Origin of the sequence: Vibrio sp. Vb1166, assembly GCF_033338695.1 — a bacterium.
Classification (GTDB): domain Bacteria; phylum Pseudomonadota; class Gammaproteobacteria; order Enterobacterales; family Vibrionaceae; genus Vibrio; species Vibrio alginolyticus.
This window is the reverse complement of record NZ_JAWOTE010000011.1, coordinates 1-16,539: the sequence shown is the minus strand read 5'-3', so window position 1 is coordinate 16,539 and position 16,539 is coordinate 1. Positions and strand designations below refer to the sequence as shown.

Below are 16,539 nucleotides of genomic sequence, written 5' to 3'. Positions count from 1 at the left end.
TGAGAGTTGCTTGCTTGCAAATTGTCCTCTTTTACGTGTCTTGCGTGAAGATGAAAAATGGACAGCCTAACTTGTTGAGATAGCTTAATAAGCAATGAGTTTATTATAAAAAATAGCACTGAAGCGCTGGTTGAGGCCCGAGTTAACAAAGCTGGTCATAATACAGACAATTTACTCAGTACTTACCTTGCTCAAGATTTGATAGTTGCTTATTATTCGGGTTCTTGTTCAGAGGATTATAAAAACTATGCGCTATTTAGCTCTCTTACTGATAGGTTGGTTGTCCCTACCAGTATATGCATTAACTCAGGTGGATATCTATCGTGCCGAAGTGGTTATCGACAGTGAGCAGAACGACGGTGAGTCTTTGGCTCGTCAACAAGGTATGCAGGATGTGATTGTTCGAGCGACCGGTTCTCAATCCTCTTTAAGCAATCCAGTGATTAAAAAGGCACTTAGCTCAAGTGCGCGTTACATTTCTCAACTAAGCTATGGGCAGGTTGATGGAAAAGCGAGCTTAAAAATGTTGTTTAACAACGACCAAATCAGCTCTCTTTTAACACAAGCACAATTGCCATCTTGGTCGCCAAATCGTGCCAATATTTTAGTTTGGATGGTTGAAGAACAGGGTTACGATCGTAACATTGCGTGGGAACATTCTGAATCTTCAAATGTTGCAGCACTTCGTAGCGCAGCGAAATTAAGAGGCCTACCAATCACTATCCCGGTTGGGGATTTTGATGATGTAACCGGTGTTAATGTCTCTGATCTTTGGGGCGGCTTTATTGAGCCAATTGGTCAAGCCAGCCAGCGCTACCCAGCTGACGCCGTTTTGGTTGTACGGGCTCAAGGTGAACAAATTCGTTGGACACTCTACGACCAGTCGCCAACGAGAATTGTAGAAGCGCAACGTTCTCCGCGTAGCGGGTCTGTATCAGGTGCTAATGCTATTGCAGAAATGGTGGATGGCATCGCAGACTACTATGCAAGTAAGAGTGCAGTTGTGGTTTCAGGAAAGTCTTCAAAAGCGCTAGCAGTGAAAGTCCTTAATGTAACCTCTGCCACGGACTTCTTCCGTTTAGAGAATGCGTTAAAACAACTTAATTCGGTTGCGGGTACAGAGATTAAGCGTGTTCAAGGGGACGAGTTAACGCTCAACATCCACCTTTTGGCATCACAACAAGCTTTTGAGAAAGAAGCTTCTTCTATTTCTCAATTAATGGTTTTTGAAGATCCTTTAGGTGAAGTTGATGCCCCAGCTTCAACTCAAGAAGAAGAGCCATTGGTTCAGAGTAATGAAGCAAAAGACGCCGCGACGCCAAAAGAAGCGCAGCCTGAAGTACCAGTAGATATTGTGGCAGAAGCAAGTGACGAAACACAGCCAACTCAGCCGATGATTGTGGAGCCTGCCCGAGAACAGTATGACTTGATCTACGAGTGGCGCTCGGCATCGTAATCTCCTTGGTAGCGTTCCAGGCGTGAAACGCAAGGATCAAAGACCAATGTGGTAAGCATAAAAAAGAGTCGCAATTGCGACTCTTTTTGTTTTCTAAATTCGTATTCGAACCAATGATCAGTGATTGACTGCAATTGGCGTTATTTATTGAATTTCGCTTTTTCTTCTTTTTCTACTTGAGAGAGGCGTTTCAACTTAAGACCTAGCTCTTTGCCTCTCGCTCTAGCAAACAAAATATTGCCAGCGAAACCGAGTGAAGTCAGTATCAGTTCCACTGCCGCAAGCCAGCGTTCACCCCCATCCACATAAAGGATGGTCAGCGCATGCAAGAAATACAGCATAAGAACAAAGTTAGCCCAAGCATGAGTGTAAGGCTTACCAGCTAAAATACCAGGCAACGGAAGTAGTAGCGGAATACACCAAGCAATAGCAAGTGTTGTGCTGCTGAGGTGGGGATGAGGGGATAACGCAAGCTGCCAAATAGCGACCCAGGCTAATAAGGCTAAGTTGCCAAATAAAGCTAGGTAACGATAGGTTTTAGCCTGTGTACCGAGTGGTGTTTGGTCTAAAGAGTCAGACATCGATTAACTATCCTTGATTTTACTAACAGACTTTTAGTTTTAACGCTGCAGTTGCCAGCCTTTTGCCTAATTGTTGTGCCAGGCGAATCTCTTCACTGCTTAGGGTTGCCTCATGGCCTACACTGCTGGCGCCATACGGAGTGCCTCCGGACTGCGTAGTGTGTAACTCTGGCTCGGAATAAGGAATGCCCAAAACCATCATCCCGTGATGCAATAAAGGGGTCATCATGCTTTGTAACGTTGTTTCTTGACCACCATGCATCGAGGACGAAGAGGTAAAGACACAAGCAGGCTTATCGATTAAGTCACCACTGACCCATAAAGATGTAGTCTGATCCCAGAAGTGCTTTAAAGGCGCAGCCATGTTGCCAAACCAGACGGGACTGCCAAACGCTAGACCGTCGCACGTTTTTAGTTCCTCTAGAGTAACAATTGGATCAGAAGGGGAGTGTGAGTGAGGTGACAATTCTTCAACTGTACGCAAAATTGCTTGGCATTGAGGAGTCGATTCGACTCCTCTTGCTATTTGTCTTGCCAGTTGTTTTGTCGAGCCATGACGGCTGAAATACAAAATAAGGATCTGGCAATCCATTTATAAAATATCCAACACTTGCTCTGGTGGGCGACCAATTTTTGCTTTGCCGTTAGCAACGACAACCGGACGCTCAAACAACTTTGGATTCTTCGCCATTGCTTCGAATAATTGCTCATCGCTGACGGAGTCTTCGCCTAAGCCAAGCTCTTTATATTCACTTTCTTTAGTGCGCATCATTTCACGTACAGATGAAAAGCCAAGCTGGGCGTACAGCGCTTTTAGTTCATCCACGTTAAGTGGTGTGTCTAGGTATTTGACGACTTCCGGTGTAACACCATTTTGCTCAAGCAGTTCAAGTGTTTGACGGCTCTTTGAGCAACGAGGGTTGTGATAAATCACGACTGACATGGTTTTCTCCATTTCGTTATTGTAATGCCATGAATCGATCTCTTTGGATCATGAGTTGGTCGATACGGGCATCGTATCGCGCTTGCTCTAAGCTGCCCAACTTGGCCATTTTACTTGCTTCACTATAATATTGAATCGCTTTATTCCAATTTGCTCGCAATGCCAAAATTTCTGCTCGAGCAGCCAACTCTTCATCGCTACGCCCCAGCGCGTGGTAGCTCTTCGATATTAGGTGCCAGCCATTTGTATCTTCAGGATAGTCATGAGTGTATCTTTGAAGAACTCGCGTGGCTTGATCGTTTTTATTGTCCTCAAGTAGCGCATTGGCGTAGTTAATGGTCAATACTTTATTTTGAGGGTTACGAGATAACGCTTTACGGAGCATCTCGGTTGCTTTTTCTGGCTGCTTCTTCTCGATGTATAAATCCGTCATAGCGTCCAAGTAAAACGGGTTACTTGGGTCTTGTTCCAGTAACTTTTTCAAAATTGGTTCCGCTTGAGATAAGCGTTTATTGTCTAAATGCACGAGTGCTCGACCATAATCAAAAGCAGGTGTAATGTCCGCAGAGGCTTTCTTTTGGGTTCTCTCAAACCAGCTCAGGGCGGCTTGTCCATCAATGCCAGCGTAACGAGCCACAATGCGCGCGCGAGCTAGATGATAGTCTATTGAAGGCACAACACGCATTGGAGGATAGGTTCTTGCTCGCGCACGGCTATCGGTAATTCGGTCTTCAGGCAGAGGGTGAGTCAGGAGCATTGGTGGCGGTTTACTCGCATAACGATACTCATCAGCAAGACGGCCAAAAAACCTTGGCATTGCTTGAACATCAAAACCGGCTTTTGCTAGTGTCGAAATACCAAAGCGATCCGCTTCTTTTTCGTTTGCACGAGTGTAGTTGATTTGACTTTGCATGTTGCCCGCGGTTGCTGCTGTAATTGCAGCCATCCCCGCTTCGGGTGAGGCAATTGAAAGCAGTAGTGCCCCCGCAAGTGCGGCTAATGTGGCCGGAGAGCGGCGTGCTTGCTCTTCCATACTCCGAGCAAGATGACGTTGTGTGACGTGCGCTATCTCGTGAGCGACAACAGAGGCCAGCTCACTTTCTGAACGAGCATGAAGAAACAACCCAGAATGCAGCGCTACATAGCCACCAAAAAACGCGAACGCGTTGATATTACGGTCGCGAATCATAAAGAAGTGGAACGGCGTTTTTACATCATTCGCATTGGCCACTAATTTGTGCCCAAGAGAGTCAATATATTCATTGATGACAGGGTCATTAACGATAGGTTTACTGGCTCTGAGCATACGCATATAGGCGTCGCCATAAATCAACTCTTGGTCTATTGAAAGCGTGCCACCAGCAGCTGTGCCAATGTCTGGCAAGTCAATGCTATTGGCATAAGTTGTCGGCGAACTGATGGCAGCAGCAAGACATAAGCAAACTAGCGAGCGAGTGCGTTTTAACATACGTTTAAAAGGTTCTCCAAAATACATAAGCATGTGGTTACAGGTCGAGAGCCTATTAACAGCGCCACATACGTTTTGGTTATCCGTGAGGATATAAGCTAACAGTAAGACCGGAAATAAATGAATTGGTTTCGTAAATTATTTTACATCCGAGCTATTTCAGCATGTGGTTAAATCATGTCAGAAGTGCTAGCACCAGCTCAAAAAGCCGTTACAATACAACCCTATCATAAGTGCAGAGCAATACAATGGAATCCATGTTACTTGATTTGCGTGAGCAACGTTGTCCTATGGCACTGTTACTTGCAAAGCGTCATGCTGCTGAGGTCTTTCAAGGAGAAGCAAAGCAGTATCATCAACTTGTCATTCAAGTGGTGGACAACAGCTCTAAACGAGACATTGTGAACTATCTTAGTGCCCAAGGGTACTCGGTTGATTGCCAATCTACATCAGAGCACTACACATTGACTGTCTTCAATAAGGAATCCGCATAAGATGTTTGAAATGGTTAGTCGTTGGTATAAACGACGTTTCTCTGACCCTCACGCAGTAAGTCTCGTCGCGATCTTGCTGTTTGGCTTTATCACCATTTACTTCTTTGGACACTTGATTGCGCCATTACTTGTCGCGATCGTTTTGGCTTATCTACTTGAATGGCCAGTTGTCAAAATGTGTCGTATAGGCGTGCCGCGCACCTTGTCGGTTATTATCGTGATCTTGGTCTTTGTCGGGTTGATGTTAATTGCTTTGTTTGGCTTGGTTCCGACGATTTGGACTCAGGTCGGTAATCTAATTAACGATATTCCGAACATGTACAACGGGCTACAAAAGTTTATTGTCACATTGCCAGAGCGCCACCCTGAACTAGCCAATTTAGAAATAGTAGAAACCGTGGTGACGAACGCCAAAAACCAAGCATTGGGGCTGGGTGAAAGTGTCGTCAAAGGGTCGCTTGCTTCATTAGTTAGCATTGCAACGCTAGCGGTATATTTGATCTTAGTGCCACTTCTGATCTTCTTTTTGCTTAAAGACAAAGAAGAAATGCTGCGAATCGCAAGCGGTATTCTGCCGAAAAACCGTAAATTGGCGAATAAAGTTTGGCATGAGATGAACGAGCAGATATCAAATTACATTCGCGGTAAAGTGTTAGAGATTTTAATCGTGGGCGGTGTGAGCTACGTGACTTTTGCCCTTCTAGACCTTCGTTACTCGGCGTTGCTTGCCGTAGCCGTTGGTCTGTCGGTTTTGATTCCTTATATCGGTGCGGCGGCTGTTACTGTACCTGTTGCTATCGTTGGTTTGTTCCAATGGGGTTTAACGCCTCCGTTTTATTGGTTGTTGCTTGCTTACGGTATTATCCAGGCGCTTGATGGTAACGTCTTGGTTCCTGTTCTGTTTTCCGAGGCAGTAAACTTACACCCAGTTGCTATCATTGTGGCTGTATTAGTCTTTGGTGGGCTGTGGGGTTTTTGGGGGGTGTTCTTCGCCATTCCTTTAGCGACATTAGTCAAAGCCGTATGGCATGCATTACCAAGCACGGAAGAAAACGAACCTGTCGAACAAGAGTAGTTGTTACCAAAGGTACGATGGTTAAAAGAAAGCCCAGCAGTTTGCTGGGCTTTTTGTTTGTAGAAAAACAATAGCGTTTAAGTGTTTAAGCGTTTTCGTTTAAGTAGTTTAATACGACTTCGTGGTGATCTTTGGTTTTGAACTTGTTGAACACATGTTCGATCACGCCTTCTTCATTGATCAGAAAGCTAATGCGGTGAAGACCGTCGTATACTTTGCCCATGAATTTCTTTTCGCCCCAAACGCCGAACTGGTCAGCAACGGCATGGTCTTCATCAGAAAGCAGAGTGAAGTTTAAATCATCGCGCTCGATGAACTTGCCTAGGCGCTTTACAGGGTCGATGCTTACGCCGAGTACCACCACGTTATGTGCATCGAGTTCAGCTTTGATGTCACGAAGGCCTTTTGCTTGTGTAGTACAACCCGGCGTCATCGCCTTAGGGTAAAAGTAGAAAAGTACTTTCTTGCCTTTAAAGTCTTCAAGAGAAACGGTATTTCCGTCTTGGTCGAGCAAAGAGAAGGCTGGCGCTGGCGAGCCTGCTGTCAGCGTATTCATTTTGATTTCCTTTACTTTATAGTGTGTTTTTAATGAAATTCAGAGAACCTTGTACGTTGAGCGACTTACAAAGTTCATCGAAGTCTTCTTGTAACTGCATCAAATTAAAATCCGCGCTTACAGATGCAGTAATCGCAATGTGAAACTGGTCAGAATCGAGTTGAATTTTCGACTTGCTGATGGTTTGCGCACTAAGAGAGTCTAAACCAATCTGCTGATCAGCGAAGAACTTAGTAAATTTTTCAGTTAACCCAGGGCGGTCTTCAGACTCAATAAACACTTCCATGGTGTAGCTGTTATCGAGCAGTTCGTGCGCCGCTGTGCGTTTCATGATCGTAATAAGGTCATGTTCTTGGCCAAGCAGGGGCAATTGCGTTTCAACTCGAGTCACGCTGCTGGCGTTCCCAGTCAGGAGCATGATCAGCGTAAATTCGCTGCCAAAGATAGCGATACGGCTATCGACTATGTTACAACCAGCTTGAGTAACGAGCTGTACGACTTGGTTACAAATGCCTGGACGGTCCGTTCCAACTGCTGTAAGTACCAGATGTTGCTTCATAAATGAGCTTCTTGTCCTTTCTTCAATAGAGAGATGTTAGCACAGATATTGCGAAGAAATATCGAGCCAGTTCTTTTTTAGTCTATAAAAAGCAGGAGGATGTTGAGGGGAGCGGAGGGAAATAAACAGTAAATGCAGGCTACAGGATAAACAAAACGTTTGCATGATGTGCTTGCCTATTGTCTGGCCGTTTTATTCACTTAGATCTGACTTGGCTAACAAGACCAAAGAGTATATTTTCCTTGCTTGTGCTCTTCAGTATTTTCCAAATCACTGATAGATTCTAAAGTCACTCGAAAGCCCAACACGATTATCAATATTGCCGTTAATCAAACCAAATAGAGCAATTAAGTTGCTAGACCTCTAACAACTGATAATTATTCATTCATTTGTACTTTGTAAGCGAGTTTACGCTCTTGTGTTTTTCAATCGCATTACAGTACCATGCAGAAAGAGTTAAATGAGGGAGATAAACATGTTTTCAGGAAGTATCGTAGCGCTGATTACGCCATTCAAAGCAGATGGCGAAGTAGACTTTGACGGTCTGCAAAAGCTAGTAGAGTACCACGTTGAAGCGGGTACAGACGGTATTGTGGCAGTAGGCACAACAGGTGAGTCAGCGACACTGACCATTGAAGAGCATGTGAAGGTCGTTAATAAAACTGTTGAGTTTGCCGACGGTCGCATCCCTGTGATTGCTGGCACGGGTGCAAATGCAACCCATGAGGCAGTAACATTTAGCAAATTACTGGCTGATTCTGGTATTGCTGGCTTCCTGAGTGTGACACCGTATTACAACAAACCAACTCAAGAGGGTTTGTTTTTACATTACAAGGCAATTGCCGAAGCGAGTGATGTGCCTCTAATTTTGTACAACGTACCAGGCCGTACTGCTGTTGATATGCAGCCAGAAACAGTGGCACGCTTGTCAAAGCTTGATAATATCGTGGCTCTAAAAGATGCAACGGGCGATTTGGAACGAATTGCAATTCATCGTGAACTTTGTGGCGAAGATTTTATCTTACTAAGTGGCGATGATGCGACAGGGCTGGATTTTGTGAAACTTGGCGGCAATGGTGTTATCTCGGTAACGAACAATATTGCAGCTAAAGACATGGCAGACATGTTCCATTTGGCAAGTGAAGGTAAGTACGAAGAAGCAGAAGCGATTAACCAACGCTTGATGACTCTACACAAAAACCTTTTCATCGAAGCAAGCCCTATCCCAGTAAAATGGGCAGCGCAAAAGCTTGGTTTGATTGAAGAAGGTGGTTTGCGTCTTCCTTTAACTACGCTTTCTGAAAAATCGCAGCCGATCGTCGAGCAGGCGCTAACAGACGCCCATATTTATTAAGATTGAGCTATTAAGATTGAGTTACTAGGATTGAAGTTCATACTGGGGGCCAAAGCGCCCTCGGTGTTTTAGGAGTATAGATGAAGCTTTCAAGCCAGTTAGTGTTAAGTTCATTAGCTGTATTCGTATTGACTGCCTGTTCAGGTGGTGCTAATCAACGTCGTCAAGCAAAAGATGACTTCGAGTATTTGAACTCCCCAAATTTGGGTGAGTGGAATGTCCCACAGGGTGCACAGCCTCAGTTTTACCCTAACTACGAGATCCCTCAGGGTAACTACGCTGGTGGTGTCGGTAAAGATGTCGACATTCGTCCACCTCAACAAGTCCTAGAGCTTATTCCCGGTGCACGTCTAGACCGCAGTAGTGATGGTGAAGTGACACTTTGGCTACTTCGTAAAGATGAACTAGATAAAGTTTGGCAAACGGTGCAAAACATGGTCGCGGCTAACGAGATTCCAGTTGAAAGCCAAACAGACTCTCGCATCGAGACAGGATGGGTGACTTGGGATTCGCCAGATGAAGAGCTAGAAATTGGCAGCCGATATGAAATCGTACGCGCTGAAGCAAATGGTCGACACGGCTTTAAGGTGAGCCTTATTGACTGGCGTGAAGGCAATCAAGTGAAAGAAGTAACGGCGACCAACCGTGAGCGCTACAATGTGTTCATGACGAACTTGGTCACCGCTCGCTACGATCAAGAAGTGCGTGAAGAAGCACAGCGTAAAGCGCAAGAGTTGGTTAAACAGATCCCAATCACAATGGGTAAAGACCGCAGCGGACTTCCAGTGATTATCGCGCGTGCGCAATACAACATGCTTTGGCAACGTCTGCCTAATATTCTACCTAAGATGGGCTTTAAGATTGAAGAGCGTAGCCAGTCTCAGGGCACAATCACTGCGAAATATGCATCTCCGGATGATGAATTCTGGAACGATATCGGCGTTAAACCAGTGGAGTTAGCCGCTGGTAAGTACACATTCTTACTTGGTGATTTAGGCAACCGTACGTCTATCAATATCACCGACTCCTCTGGCAAGCCAGTAGAAGAAGAGTTTTTGAAATCACTAGCGCCTGTATTGGCTGCAACAGTGAAGCAGTAAACAAAGCGAGCTTAACGCGGCGTGTTTACTTAATGATAGAAAAGGGACCTAGTGGTCCCTTTTTTGATGTTTAGATTAAATGTGTCGAGATGAAGCTGGTGAGTAACTAACGAGGCTCGTTTTTGTTTTTATCTTCTTCAGCGTAGCGCTGTTTATCCAATGTGTTCAGCTTATCTAAATCGTTCTTACGGCTTTTATCCATCTGACCAAACTTCATTTTTGCGGTATATTTGAGTGCGGCAATATTACCAATGACCACGCTCAACACTACAATAATAATGACCCAAGGATTGGTTAGTATTTCTATCATAGAGCCTCCGGCGGCGTGATATTGTGAATAAATTTGGCAACGACGTTATCCAAATTATTCAGTATGACGTCAATCCCTGCAATGTTGTCGGTCTGATTTTGTTTAATCAACTGGCTTCTGAGTACATCAAGCGTCAACTGCTCGAGGCATTGCTGCCCGACAGCGCGGTGACTAATGTGCCAAGGCTCAATCGAAACGCCACCTAAATCATGTTGATAAGGAAAGAAGAAACCGAACCGACCAAGGTTGGCTTTTAACCATTGGTTGAACGCCTGCTGGTGGCCTTCAAGATACTCCCAAGGTTCCAACTTGAGTCTTGTGTCAGCAGGCAATAAATTGTGCGCATAGACATCAAAATCACAACCCCAATGATGACGACTTCCTCCGGGCAATGCCGACCAGCGCAAAATGGCCATCAATTTCTCTTTGTCATTTAACTCTGCTTTATTCAAAGGGCGGGAGTTGATGTCGAGAATTGGCAACTCACCAGAAAACTTCCCGTTCCAGATGGCTTTTTGGCGATTAAAGTCACGAAAACCACTGGCGATTTCCATTTTGAAACCTGCTTCTGTTGCCGCTTCAATCATCTTTAGCAGATCGTCAGCCACTTCAGGGTGGAGTAGAAACGCTTTTTGATCCACTAAAGTGGATTGAAGATGGGAATCAGTGATTCCGGTGAGTTGCTCTGGTGTCATTGTGTTCTCGCTGATTACTTCGCCAATAGGTGCTTCAACGTGTTTTCGTACATGTCCGTCAACTTTTCAAGATCGTCGACTTTCACACACTCGTTCACTTTATGAATCGTAGCGTTAACAGGGCCTAACTCTACGACTTGACCTCCCATTCGAGCAATAAAACGACCATCAGAAGTACCGCCAGTTGTAAGTAGCGCTGGCTTCGTATCATTGACTTCGGCCACAGCAGCTACAACTGCGTCTAGCAGTGCGCCCGTATCGGTCAGGAATGGGTCACCGTTGAATGTCCATTTTAGGTCGTAGTCCAGCTCATGCTTGTCCAATGTTTCGGTAACACGCTGAACAATTGCGTCATTGTTAAGCTCAGTACTAAAACGTAGGTTGAACTGAACATGGAACTCGCCAGGAATAACATTAGACGCACCAGTGCCAGCCGATACATTCGGGATCTGGAAACTAGTCGGTGGGAAGTAATCATTCCCTTTGTCCCATTCTGTCGTCGCGAGTTCATGAATCGCGAGTAGAGACTCGTGCACTGGATTGCTGGCTAGGTGAGGGTAGGCCACGTGACCTTGTGTTCCTTTTACCGTTAAATCACCAGTGATGGATCCACGGCGTCCATTTTTCACTACATCGCCAACCACGTCGGTGCTGGATGGTTCACCAACAATACACATATCGATGTTCTCACCACGTTCCATCAACGTTTCTACAACGCGAACGGTACCATTGATAAATGGTCCTTCTTCATCTGACGTAATCAAAAAGCCAATTGAGCCTTTGTGGTCTGGGTTTTCTTCAATGAAGCGTTCGACAGCAACGACCATAGCAGCTAGCGACCCTTTCATGTCAGCTGCGCCGCGGCCATGCAAGTAACCATCAATAATGGTCGGTTCAAACGGATGTGTATTCCAGTGTTCCAATTTGCCAGCTGGTACCACATCGGTGTGGCCAGCAAACGCAAATAGCGGCGCTTCTGAACCACGTCGAGCCCAGAAGTTCGTGGTGTCTTCAAATACCATCACTTCAATTTCAAACCCGAGTGCTTTTAAGCGCTCGATCATCAAATCCTGACAACCTGCGTCTTCCGGCGTTACGGACTGTCTACTGATCAGATCTTTAGCAAGTGCCAATACTGGACTGTCTGTCATCCTTGAGTATTCCTTTATTTAAGAGTTGAAAATGCTAGCGTATTGATCAGCTTTAAAACCGATATGAAGTTGATCATTCACTTTTAAAATTGGGCGTTTAATCATCGCAGGGTTTTCTACCAAAAGAGCGATGGCGTTTTCCTCGTTAAGTGTGTCTTTCTGCTCTTGCGCTAATTGGCGGTAGGTTGTGCCACGTTTATTGAGCACCTGTTCCCAACCTAAAGCGCGACAAAATTCACTTACCATTTCTGCATCAATGCCTTGCTTACGGTAGTCATGGAAGTCGTAAGCAATATCCTCGGCTTCTAACCATTTCTTGGCTTTTTTGATCGTATCGCAGTTGGGAATACCAAACATGGTAATCGACATAGTCTTTCCTTTTTCTTTGTTCTATTTTTCACTGGCGCGGTTAAGACGCACTTAAGTGATTTGGGCTGTTAAAGCATCCTATCAAGAAGCAATCAAACTGACAAAATGCGGTGGAAAATATTTTCAGATAGATTGAGATAACTAATGTCACATAACTTATTTACGATGAATGCGCTATAAATCGAATAAAAATTCGTCTAAATCAAATGGAAAAGTCGAGTTATTGATCAAACGCAACACCTCGTTGAGCAAAAACGAAATAATGAATCAGCACAATTTTAGGAGGTGTCAATGGAATTGAGTCCTGTTTTTGCAAGGCGGCTATATTTGGCCTTGTTGGTGGAAAACCTAGAAAGGCCGAATGTGCCAAAGTTGATCGAAAAAACGGGGTGGCCTCGTCGTACTATTCAAGATGTACTCAAGGCGTTACCTGGGATCGGCATTGAACTCATATTCGTTCAAGATGGCCGACGTCATAATGACGGCTATTATCAACTTTCAGATTGGGGGCCTTTTGATAGCCAATGGGTTCTAGAGCGGGAGAGAGATATCGCTAGCAGTCTTGGATTTCGTGCATAAGCCAGCAATTGCTGGCTTTTTTCATATTCAGGCCTCATCCATTGCAGCGGTAGGCGGAACCCAGTACGCTAAATGAAGTGATAAAATCTTGTGGGGAAACCATAAAAACGGTGTCCGCATCGATAGCCGCTGCATTGTTTTTTAAATCGTTCATCGCGCCTTGCATCATCGCGTCATTAGTCATGAAAATGTAGTTATACCAATGGCCTTCACTTCCGGTGACTTCGCCTTTGTATTCGCATCGCTCAGGGTCGAATTGCGCGTCAATGCGAATATGAACATCTTGACTTTGAGCATGAGTAAGGTGAGAAGGCATCGTGCAACCCGTTAGAAGCACGACAAAAAGTCCAAGTAACAGGCGTTTCATTAGCTATTTCCCCAATACTATGTAAGCAGCAAAGCCAATCCAGCTCAGAACAAGTAGTGTCCAAGGCAGTTTGCTTGATGAATGGTTTGGCGCATCGTCGGTGATATTGTCTTGTTCGATAATCTCTTCATGCTGACGTTGTTTTTCACGTTGCTGTTTTTTCTTCGCTTTATCGGCTTGGCGGTTGCGCTCTTTTTGTTGTTTCTTATATTGCGCGATGCCTTTTTCGATACCTTGAGCGATGAGTTTGGTTTGCTCTTTGGTTTGCCCCGGTTTCTGCGTGGATTTGGCAATTCTCATCGCTTCGGCTTGAGTTTCTTGAGAAGGCACAGGGGTGGCAGGAGTTCTTTTTTTCATGTTTCTCATCAACGTCGCTGTAAATCTTTGTTTAGTTTACCTGTGTAAGGTGCTGAAATGAACTTCAGTTCTCATCTTTGTTGGCTTGCAACTCTGAAACGATAGGTTAAAGTGACGTTTTTATCACATAAAGAAGAAGATGTTGTGCGCTATTCGTTTGACCAATATGACGCTCATGGATTTTTAAAGGCGCCGATCATTTTATGGGTGGGATGGATGTTTCTTGTGCGTTCATGGGTGGTGTTTGCCATGGCTGGTGTAAGTCGTGATAGTGGCAGTAAGCTACTCGCTATTGTTTACCCAGATTCAAGTACGTTGTATTTAGGTTTGGCGATGGGCATTCCAAGTTTGCTTCTTATGTGGTTAATGGGGCTTCGTCATCCCGACAGAGGATGGGTAAACAGAATTACTCGCTATGGTCGCGAGATCACTTTGATCTTGTGCGGTATTCAACTTGCTCAGACCATGTATCATGTGTACCTAGAACATGGAGTGTTTAATTGGGCAAACGCCCTTACCATTACCTTATTAGCTTGGTTTATGATCTATCTTCTAAATGGAAGATGGGTAAAAGACTGTTTTCATGTGCCACAATTGGCGCACGATGAACAGCAGCATTCAAAGAATTAAAAACAATAACTTCCCACTCTGGGGCAAAGTAATAGAGGAAACCTCAATGTCACAAGCTCAAACGGCGATCGTGCCAGAAGCCGGGCCATTTGCACTGTACACTCAACTCAAAGTGAACCAAAACCGTGAAAACGTATTAGAAAAACTGAAAGCACTGCCAAAGTTGGTGGAAGAGTTAAACATTACCCAGCCGGGTACAGCGCTGACGCTTTCTATCGCATTCACAAAATCGTTTTGGGAACACCTTAATGTAGACGCGCCAGAAGAGCTTATTGATTTTACTCAACTTGGCGAAGGTGACATCGTTGCTCCAGCAACAGACGTAGATGTACTGATTCACTGTCACTCGAGTCGTCACGACTTGCATTTTTACGTGTTGCGTAAGTTCCTAGAAGAGACGGCACAAGATGTCACCATTGTGGACGAAACATATGGGTACCGTTACCTTGATGCTCGTGATATGACAGACTTCATTGATGGCACAGAAAACCCGAAAGGGGAGGCTCGCGCTGATGTGGCTCTAGTAAAAGAGGGCCCATTTGCTGGAGGCAGTTATGTTATGGCTCAGCGCTTTGAACATAACCTTGCCGCTTGGAATCGATTGAATGTCAAAGCGCAAGAAAAAGTGATTGGTCGTACCAAGCCAGACTCTATCGAGCTAGAAGACGTTCCTGCTGCATCACACGTTGGTCGCGTTGATATCAAAGAAGAAGGTAAAGGTTTGAAGATTGTTCGCCACAGCTTACCATATGGGACGGTGACCGGTGCTCACGGTCTGTTGTTCATTTCTTACTGCAATACACTTCATAACATCAAAGTGATGCTAGAAAGTATGTACGGCGTAACAGATGGTAAAACAGACCAAATGCTTCGTTTCACAAAAGCGGTAACAGGTGCTTACTTTTTCGCGCCTTCGCAAGAAATGCTCGCGGAGCTAGCCATCAAGTAAGTTCTCAGACTTCATTTCTTAAGCCCTCCAATGGAGGGCTTTTGTTTTCTATTTCTATTCCAATCTCTTTTCAAAAAACACTAAACTTTTCTGTTACTTGGTCGATAAGTACTCAAAGCCTTAATTTTAGGACTCTTTATTCGTGGCGATCACCGTTAATACCAATGTTGCAGCACTTGTCGCACAGCGTCATTTGACCAGTGCAACTGACATGCTGAACCAATCCATGGAGCGTTTGTCTTCAGGGAAACGTATTAACAGCGCAAAAGATGACGCGGCGGGTCTGCAAATCTCCAACCGTCTACAATCGCAAATGCGTGGTTTGGATGTCGCGGTACGTAACGCGAATGACGGCATTTCTATAATGCAAACCGCCGAAGGGGCGATGAATGAAGTGACTAACATTATGCAACGTATGCGTGATTTGTCGCTTCAATCAGCTAACGGTTCAAACAGCAAAGCGGAGCGCACTGCACTGCAAGAAGAAGTCTCTGCTTTAAATGATGAGTTAAGTCGTATTGCAGAAACGACCTCCTTTGGCGGACGTAAATTGCTGAATGGCACATTCGGTACATCGTCTTTTCAAATCGGTGCAACGGCTGGTGAAGCGGTACAAATTGGCCTGCGGACCATGCAGCCGGAATCTTTAGGTAGCTTTTCAATGAGATCATATCAAAGAGTCAGTTCAGATTGGACGGTTCAAAACGGAAATAATGAAATTGTTATCAGCTACCGTGATAACAATTTTGAAGAGCAGGAGATCCGTATTGAAGCTAAAGCTGGCGACGATATAGAAGAACTCGCGACTTACATTAATGGGCAAACCGATAAAGTGAAAGCGTCTGTTAATGAAGAGGGGCAACTGCAGTTACTCATGTCCCACAAGGACGCCATAAAATACCCTGGACCAACCTTCAGTGGTGGCCTGGCTGATGAGTTAGAACTTGGCAAGTATGTCACCGTAAATAGAACGGTAGATAGTATTGATATTAGCACGGTCGGTGGCGCTCAGATGGCGGTCGGCATTTTAGATGATGCTTTGAAAACGGTAGATGGCAGTCGTGCGGAGTTAGGCGCGTATCAAAACCGCTTTAATCACGCGATCAATAATCTCGATAACATCCACGAAAACTTAGCTGCTTCCAACAGTCGTATCCAAGACACTGACTACGCGAAAGAAACCACGCAAATGGTGAAGCAGCAGATTTTGCAGCAGGTCAGTACTTCTATTCTTGCACAAGCAAAACAAGCGCCCAACCTAGCATTAACTTTACTTGGCTGATGAACGGCCTTGCCCGAATTTAACGTAAAACCTGCCTGTATCGACAATTCGAAAAGAAGCTTTAGCGAAAAATGAAAGTTTTTTTGCTTTTTTATCCGCTTTGTCACGATTACCCCTCCAAACGAATTATTTTCAAAAAAATCCAAAATTTTCTCTAAAGAAAACAGGGCATGCGCCGTTAATAAAAGTAACTTTGAGAGAACTACTTGGTTTTCCGAGACGTCGGAAACCGCTACACCGGAAAATCAATTGGAGAAATCACCA

Annotated in this window: 21 protein-coding genes; 9 read left to right on the top strand and 12 right to left on the bottom strand. The window is 44.8% G+C overall.

The window, feature by feature from the left end:
• The first annotated feature begins 247 nt into the window (after window positions 1-247).
• A complete protein-coding gene (locus tag R7E51_RS12770) occupies window positions 248-1,456 on the top strand; it encodes a DUF2066 domain-containing protein (RefSeq protein WP_005380405.1) in 1,209 nt (402 codons plus the stop codon).
• 140 nt (window positions 1,457-1,596) lie between these two features.
• On the opposite strand, the gene R7E51_RS12765 is transcribed toward R7E51_RS12770, so the two are convergent.
• Genes R7E51_RS12765 through R7E51_RS12750 form a run of 4 tightly spaced genes read right to left on the bottom strand, consistent with a single transcriptional unit; the run spans window position 1,597 to window position 4,448 of the window.
• Complete coding sequence (locus R7E51_RS12765; RefSeq protein WP_005380407.1) at window positions 1,597-2,037, bottom strand: DUF2069 domain-containing protein; 441 nt, start codon at window positions 2,035-2,037, stop codon at window positions 1,597-1,599.
• A gap of 22 nt (window positions 2,038-2,059) precedes the next feature.
• The gene (wrbA, locus tag R7E51_RS12760) at window positions 2,060-2,629 is read right to left on the bottom strand and encodes an NAD(P)H:quinone oxidoreductase (protein ID WP_005380409.1); all 570 of its coding nucleotides are present in this window, start codon (window positions 2,627-2,629) and stop codon (window positions 2,060-2,062) included.
• Entirely contained in the window at window positions 2,630-2,980 is a 351-nt protein-coding gene (gene arsC / locus R7E51_RS12755) for an arsenate reductase (glutaredoxin) (protein WP_005380410.1), read from the bottom strand.
• 16 nt (window positions 2,981-2,996) lie between these two features.
• On the bottom strand, window positions 2,997-4,448 hold the full coding sequence (locus R7E51_RS12750; RefSeq protein ID WP_005394337.1) for a beta-barrel assembly-enhancing protease: 1,452 nt from the start codon (window positions 4,446-4,448) through the stop codon (window positions 2,997-2,999).
• 257 nt (window positions 4,449-4,705) lie between these two features.
• Here R7E51_RS12750 and R7E51_RS12745 point away from each other — a divergent pair, with 257 nt between their 5' ends.
• Together R7E51_RS12745 and R7E51_RS12740 are read left to right on the top strand one after the other, a co-directional pair.
• Entirely contained in the window at window positions 4,706-4,942 is a 237-nt protein-coding gene (locus R7E51_RS12745) for a sulfurtransferase TusA family protein (RefSeq protein ID WP_005380414.1), read from the top strand.
• A gap of 1 nt (window position 4,943) precedes the next feature.
• Window positions 4,944-6,017 carry an AI-2E family transporter gene (locus R7E51_RS12740; RefSeq protein WP_005380416.1) on the top strand — a complete coding sequence of 358 codons (1,074 nt, stop codon included), beginning with the start codon at window positions 4,944-4,946 and terminating at the stop codon, window positions 6,015-6,017.
• Between the two features lie 85 nt (window positions 6,018-6,102).
• On the opposite strand, the gene bcp is transcribed toward R7E51_RS12740, so the two are convergent.
• Complete coding sequence (gene bcp, locus R7E51_RS12735) at window positions 6,103-6,573, bottom strand: thioredoxin-dependent thiol peroxidase (protein WP_005380418.1); 471 nt, start codon at window positions 6,571-6,573, stop codon at window positions 6,103-6,105.
• Between the two features lie 16 nt (window positions 6,574-6,589).
• Entirely contained in the window at window positions 6,590-7,132 is a 543-nt protein-coding gene (locus R7E51_RS12730) for a glycine cleavage system protein R (protein WP_005380420.1), read from the bottom strand.
• Window positions 7,133-7,607: 475 nt separating this feature from the next.
• Here R7E51_RS12730 and dapA point away from each other — a divergent pair, with 475 nt between their 5' ends.
• Window positions 7,608-8,486: a 4-hydroxy-tetrahydrodipicolinate synthase gene (gene dapA / locus R7E51_RS12725; RefSeq protein WP_005380422.1), complete on the top strand. Its 879-nt coding sequence runs from the start codon at window positions 7,608-7,610 to the stop codon at window positions 8,484-8,486.
• 80 nt (window positions 8,487-8,566) lie between these two features.
• The gene (bamC, locus tag R7E51_RS12720) at window positions 8,567-9,586 is read left to right on the top strand and encodes an outer membrane protein assembly factor BamC (protein ID WP_005380424.1); all 1,020 of its coding nucleotides are present in this window, start codon (window positions 8,567-8,569) and stop codon (window positions 9,584-9,586) included.
• A 106-nt stretch (window positions 9,587-9,692) separates the two neighbouring features.
• Here the strand turns inward: bamC and R7E51_RS12715 are convergent, their stop codons facing one another.
• The 4 genes from R7E51_RS12715 to R7E51_RS12700 are packed head-to-tail and all read right to left on the bottom strand — an operon-like array spanning window position 9,693 to window position 12,111.
• Window positions 9,693-9,896 carry a DUF2897 family protein gene (locus R7E51_RS12715; RefSeq protein WP_005380425.1) on the bottom strand — a complete coding sequence of 68 codons (204 nt, stop codon included), beginning with the start codon at window positions 9,894-9,896 and terminating at the stop codon, window positions 9,693-9,695.
• Window positions 9,893-10,591, bottom strand: a complete 699-nt coding sequence (locus tag R7E51_RS12710; protein WP_005380427.1) for a M15 family metallopeptidase — start codon at window positions 10,589-10,591, stop codon at window positions 9,893-9,895. Before R7E51_RS12710 ends, R7E51_RS12715 begins: the two co-directional genes overlap by 4 nt.
• A gap of 14 nt (window positions 10,592-10,605) precedes the next feature.
• Window positions 10,606-11,742 carry a succinyl-diaminopimelate desuccinylase gene (dapE, locus tag R7E51_RS12705; RefSeq protein ID WP_005380429.1) on the bottom strand — a complete coding sequence of 379 codons (1,137 nt, stop codon included), beginning with the start codon at window positions 11,740-11,742 and terminating at the stop codon, window positions 10,606-10,608.
• Between the two features lie 18 nt (window positions 11,743-11,760).
• Window positions 11,761-12,111 (bottom strand): ArsC family reductase, encoded by a 351-nt coding sequence (locus R7E51_RS12700; protein WP_005380431.1) that lies wholly within the window; start codon window positions 12,109-12,111, stop codon window positions 11,761-11,763.
• Window positions 12,112-12,402: 291 nt separating this feature from the next.
• Between R7E51_RS12700 and R7E51_RS12695 the strand changes: the two genes are divergently transcribed.
• Window positions 12,403-12,690 carry a winged helix-turn-helix domain-containing protein gene (locus R7E51_RS12695; RefSeq protein ID WP_005380433.1) on the top strand — a complete coding sequence of 96 codons (288 nt, stop codon included), beginning with the start codon at window positions 12,403-12,405 and terminating at the stop codon, window positions 12,688-12,690.
• A 34-nt stretch (window positions 12,691-12,724) separates the two neighbouring features.
• Here the strand turns inward: R7E51_RS12695 and R7E51_RS12690 are convergent, their stop codons facing one another.
• Together R7E51_RS12690 and R7E51_RS12685 are read right to left on the bottom strand one after the other, a co-directional pair.
• The gene (locus R7E51_RS12690; protein ID WP_005380435.1) at window positions 12,725-13,057 is read right to left on the bottom strand and encodes a DUF4156 domain-containing protein; all 333 of its coding nucleotides are present in this window, start codon (window positions 13,055-13,057) and stop codon (window positions 12,725-12,727) included.
• A gap of 3 nt (window positions 13,058-13,060) precedes the next feature.
• Window positions 13,061-13,414 (bottom strand): DUF2956 domain-containing protein, encoded by a 354-nt coding sequence (locus tag R7E51_RS12685; RefSeq protein ID WP_005380437.1) that lies wholly within the window; start codon window positions 13,412-13,414, stop codon window positions 13,061-13,063.
• A gap of 144 nt (window positions 13,415-13,558) precedes the next feature.
• On the opposite strand from R7E51_RS12685, the gene R7E51_RS12680 reads away from it, so the two are divergent.
• From R7E51_RS12680 to R7E51_RS12670, 3 genes are all read left to right on the top strand, one after another.
• On the top strand, window positions 13,559-14,044 hold the full coding sequence (locus tag R7E51_RS12680; RefSeq protein ID WP_025768263.1) for a DUF2919 domain-containing protein: 486 nt from the start codon (window positions 13,559-13,561) through the stop codon (window positions 14,042-14,044).
• A 46-nt stretch (window positions 14,045-14,090) separates the two neighbouring features.
• Window positions 14,091-14,993 (top strand): Dyp-type peroxidase, encoded by a 903-nt coding sequence (locus tag R7E51_RS12675; protein ID WP_136976114.1) that lies wholly within the window; start codon window positions 14,091-14,093, stop codon window positions 14,991-14,993.
• 142 nt (window positions 14,994-15,135) lie between these two features.
• Window positions 15,136-16,275, top strand: coding sequence for a flagellin (locus tag R7E51_RS12670; RefSeq protein ID WP_206957661.1), 1,140 nt, complete (start codon window positions 15,136-15,138; stop codon window positions 16,273-16,275).
• Window positions 16,276-16,539: the final 264 nt, after the last annotated feature.

Excerpts from the sequence above, each read along its gene's own strand:
- R7E51_RS12710 (WP_005380427.1), bottom strand. The coding sequence starts at position 10,591 with ATGACACCAGAGCAACTCACCGGAATCACTGATTCCCATCTTCAATCC.
- R7E51_RS12690 (WP_005380435.1), bottom strand. The coding sequence starts at position 13,057 with ATGAAACGCCTGTTACTTGGACTTTTTGTCGTGCTTCTAACGGGTTGC.
- R7E51_RS12745 (WP_005380414.1), top strand. The coding sequence starts at position 4,706 with ATGTTACTTGATTTGCGTGAGCAACGTTGTCCTATGGCACTGTTACTT.
- R7E51_RS12715 (WP_005380425.1), bottom strand. The coding sequence starts at position 9,896 with ATGATAGAAATACTAACCAATCCTTGGGTCATTATTATTGTAGTGTTG.
- R7E51_RS12675 (WP_136976114.1), top strand. The coding sequence starts at position 14,091 with ATGTCACAAGCTCAAACGGCGATCGTGCCAGAAGCCGGGCCATTTGCA.
- R7E51_RS12770 (WP_005380405.1), top strand. The coding sequence starts at position 248 with ATGCGCTATTTAGCTCTCTTACTGATAGGTTGGTTGTCCCTACCAGTA.
- wrbA (WP_005380409.1), bottom strand. The coding sequence starts at position 2,629 with ATGGATTGCCAGATCCTTATTTTGTATTTCAGCCGTCATGGCTCGACA.
- R7E51_RS12765 (WP_005380407.1), bottom strand. The coding sequence starts at position 2,037 with ATGTCTGACTCTTTAGACCAAACACCACTCGGTACACAGGCTAAAACC.
- R7E51_RS12695 (WP_005380433.1), top strand. The coding sequence starts at position 12,403 with ATGGAATTGAGTCCTGTTTTTGCAAGGCGGCTATATTTGGCCTTGTTG.
- arsC (WP_005380410.1), bottom strand. The coding sequence starts at position 2,980 with ATGTCAGTCGTGATTTATCACAACCCTCGTTGCTCAAAGAGCCGTCAA.
- dapA (WP_005380422.1), top strand. The coding sequence starts at position 7,608 with ATGTTTTCAGGAAGTATCGTAGCGCTGATTACGCCATTCAAAGCAGAT.
- R7E51_RS12740 (WP_005380416.1), top strand. The coding sequence starts at position 4,944 with ATGTTTGAAATGGTTAGTCGTTGGTATAAACGACGTTTCTCTGACCCT.
- R7E51_RS12685 (WP_005380437.1), bottom strand. The coding sequence starts at position 13,414 with ATGAAAAAAAGAACTCCTGCCACCCCTGTGCCTTCTCAAGAAACTCAA.
- R7E51_RS12750 (WP_005394337.1), bottom strand. The coding sequence starts at position 4,448 with ATGTTAAAACGCACTCGCTCGCTAGTTTGCTTATGTCTTGCTGCTGCC.
- R7E51_RS12730 (WP_005380420.1), bottom strand. The coding sequence starts at position 7,132 with ATGAAGCAACATCTGGTACTTACAGCAGTTGGAACGGACCGTCCAGGC.
- bamC (WP_005380424.1), top strand. The coding sequence starts at position 8,567 with ATGAAGCTTTCAAGCCAGTTAGTGTTAAGTTCATTAGCTGTATTCGTA.
- R7E51_RS12700 (WP_005380431.1), bottom strand. The coding sequence starts at position 12,111 with ATGTCGATTACCATGTTTGGTATTCCCAACTGCGATACGATCAAAAAA.
- dapE (WP_005380429.1), bottom strand. The coding sequence starts at position 11,742 with ATGACAGACAGTCCAGTATTGGCACTTGCTAAAGATCTGATCAGTAGA.
- bcp (WP_005380418.1), bottom strand. The coding sequence starts at position 6,573 with ATGAATACGCTGACAGCAGGCTCGCCAGCGCCAGCCTTCTCTTTGCTC.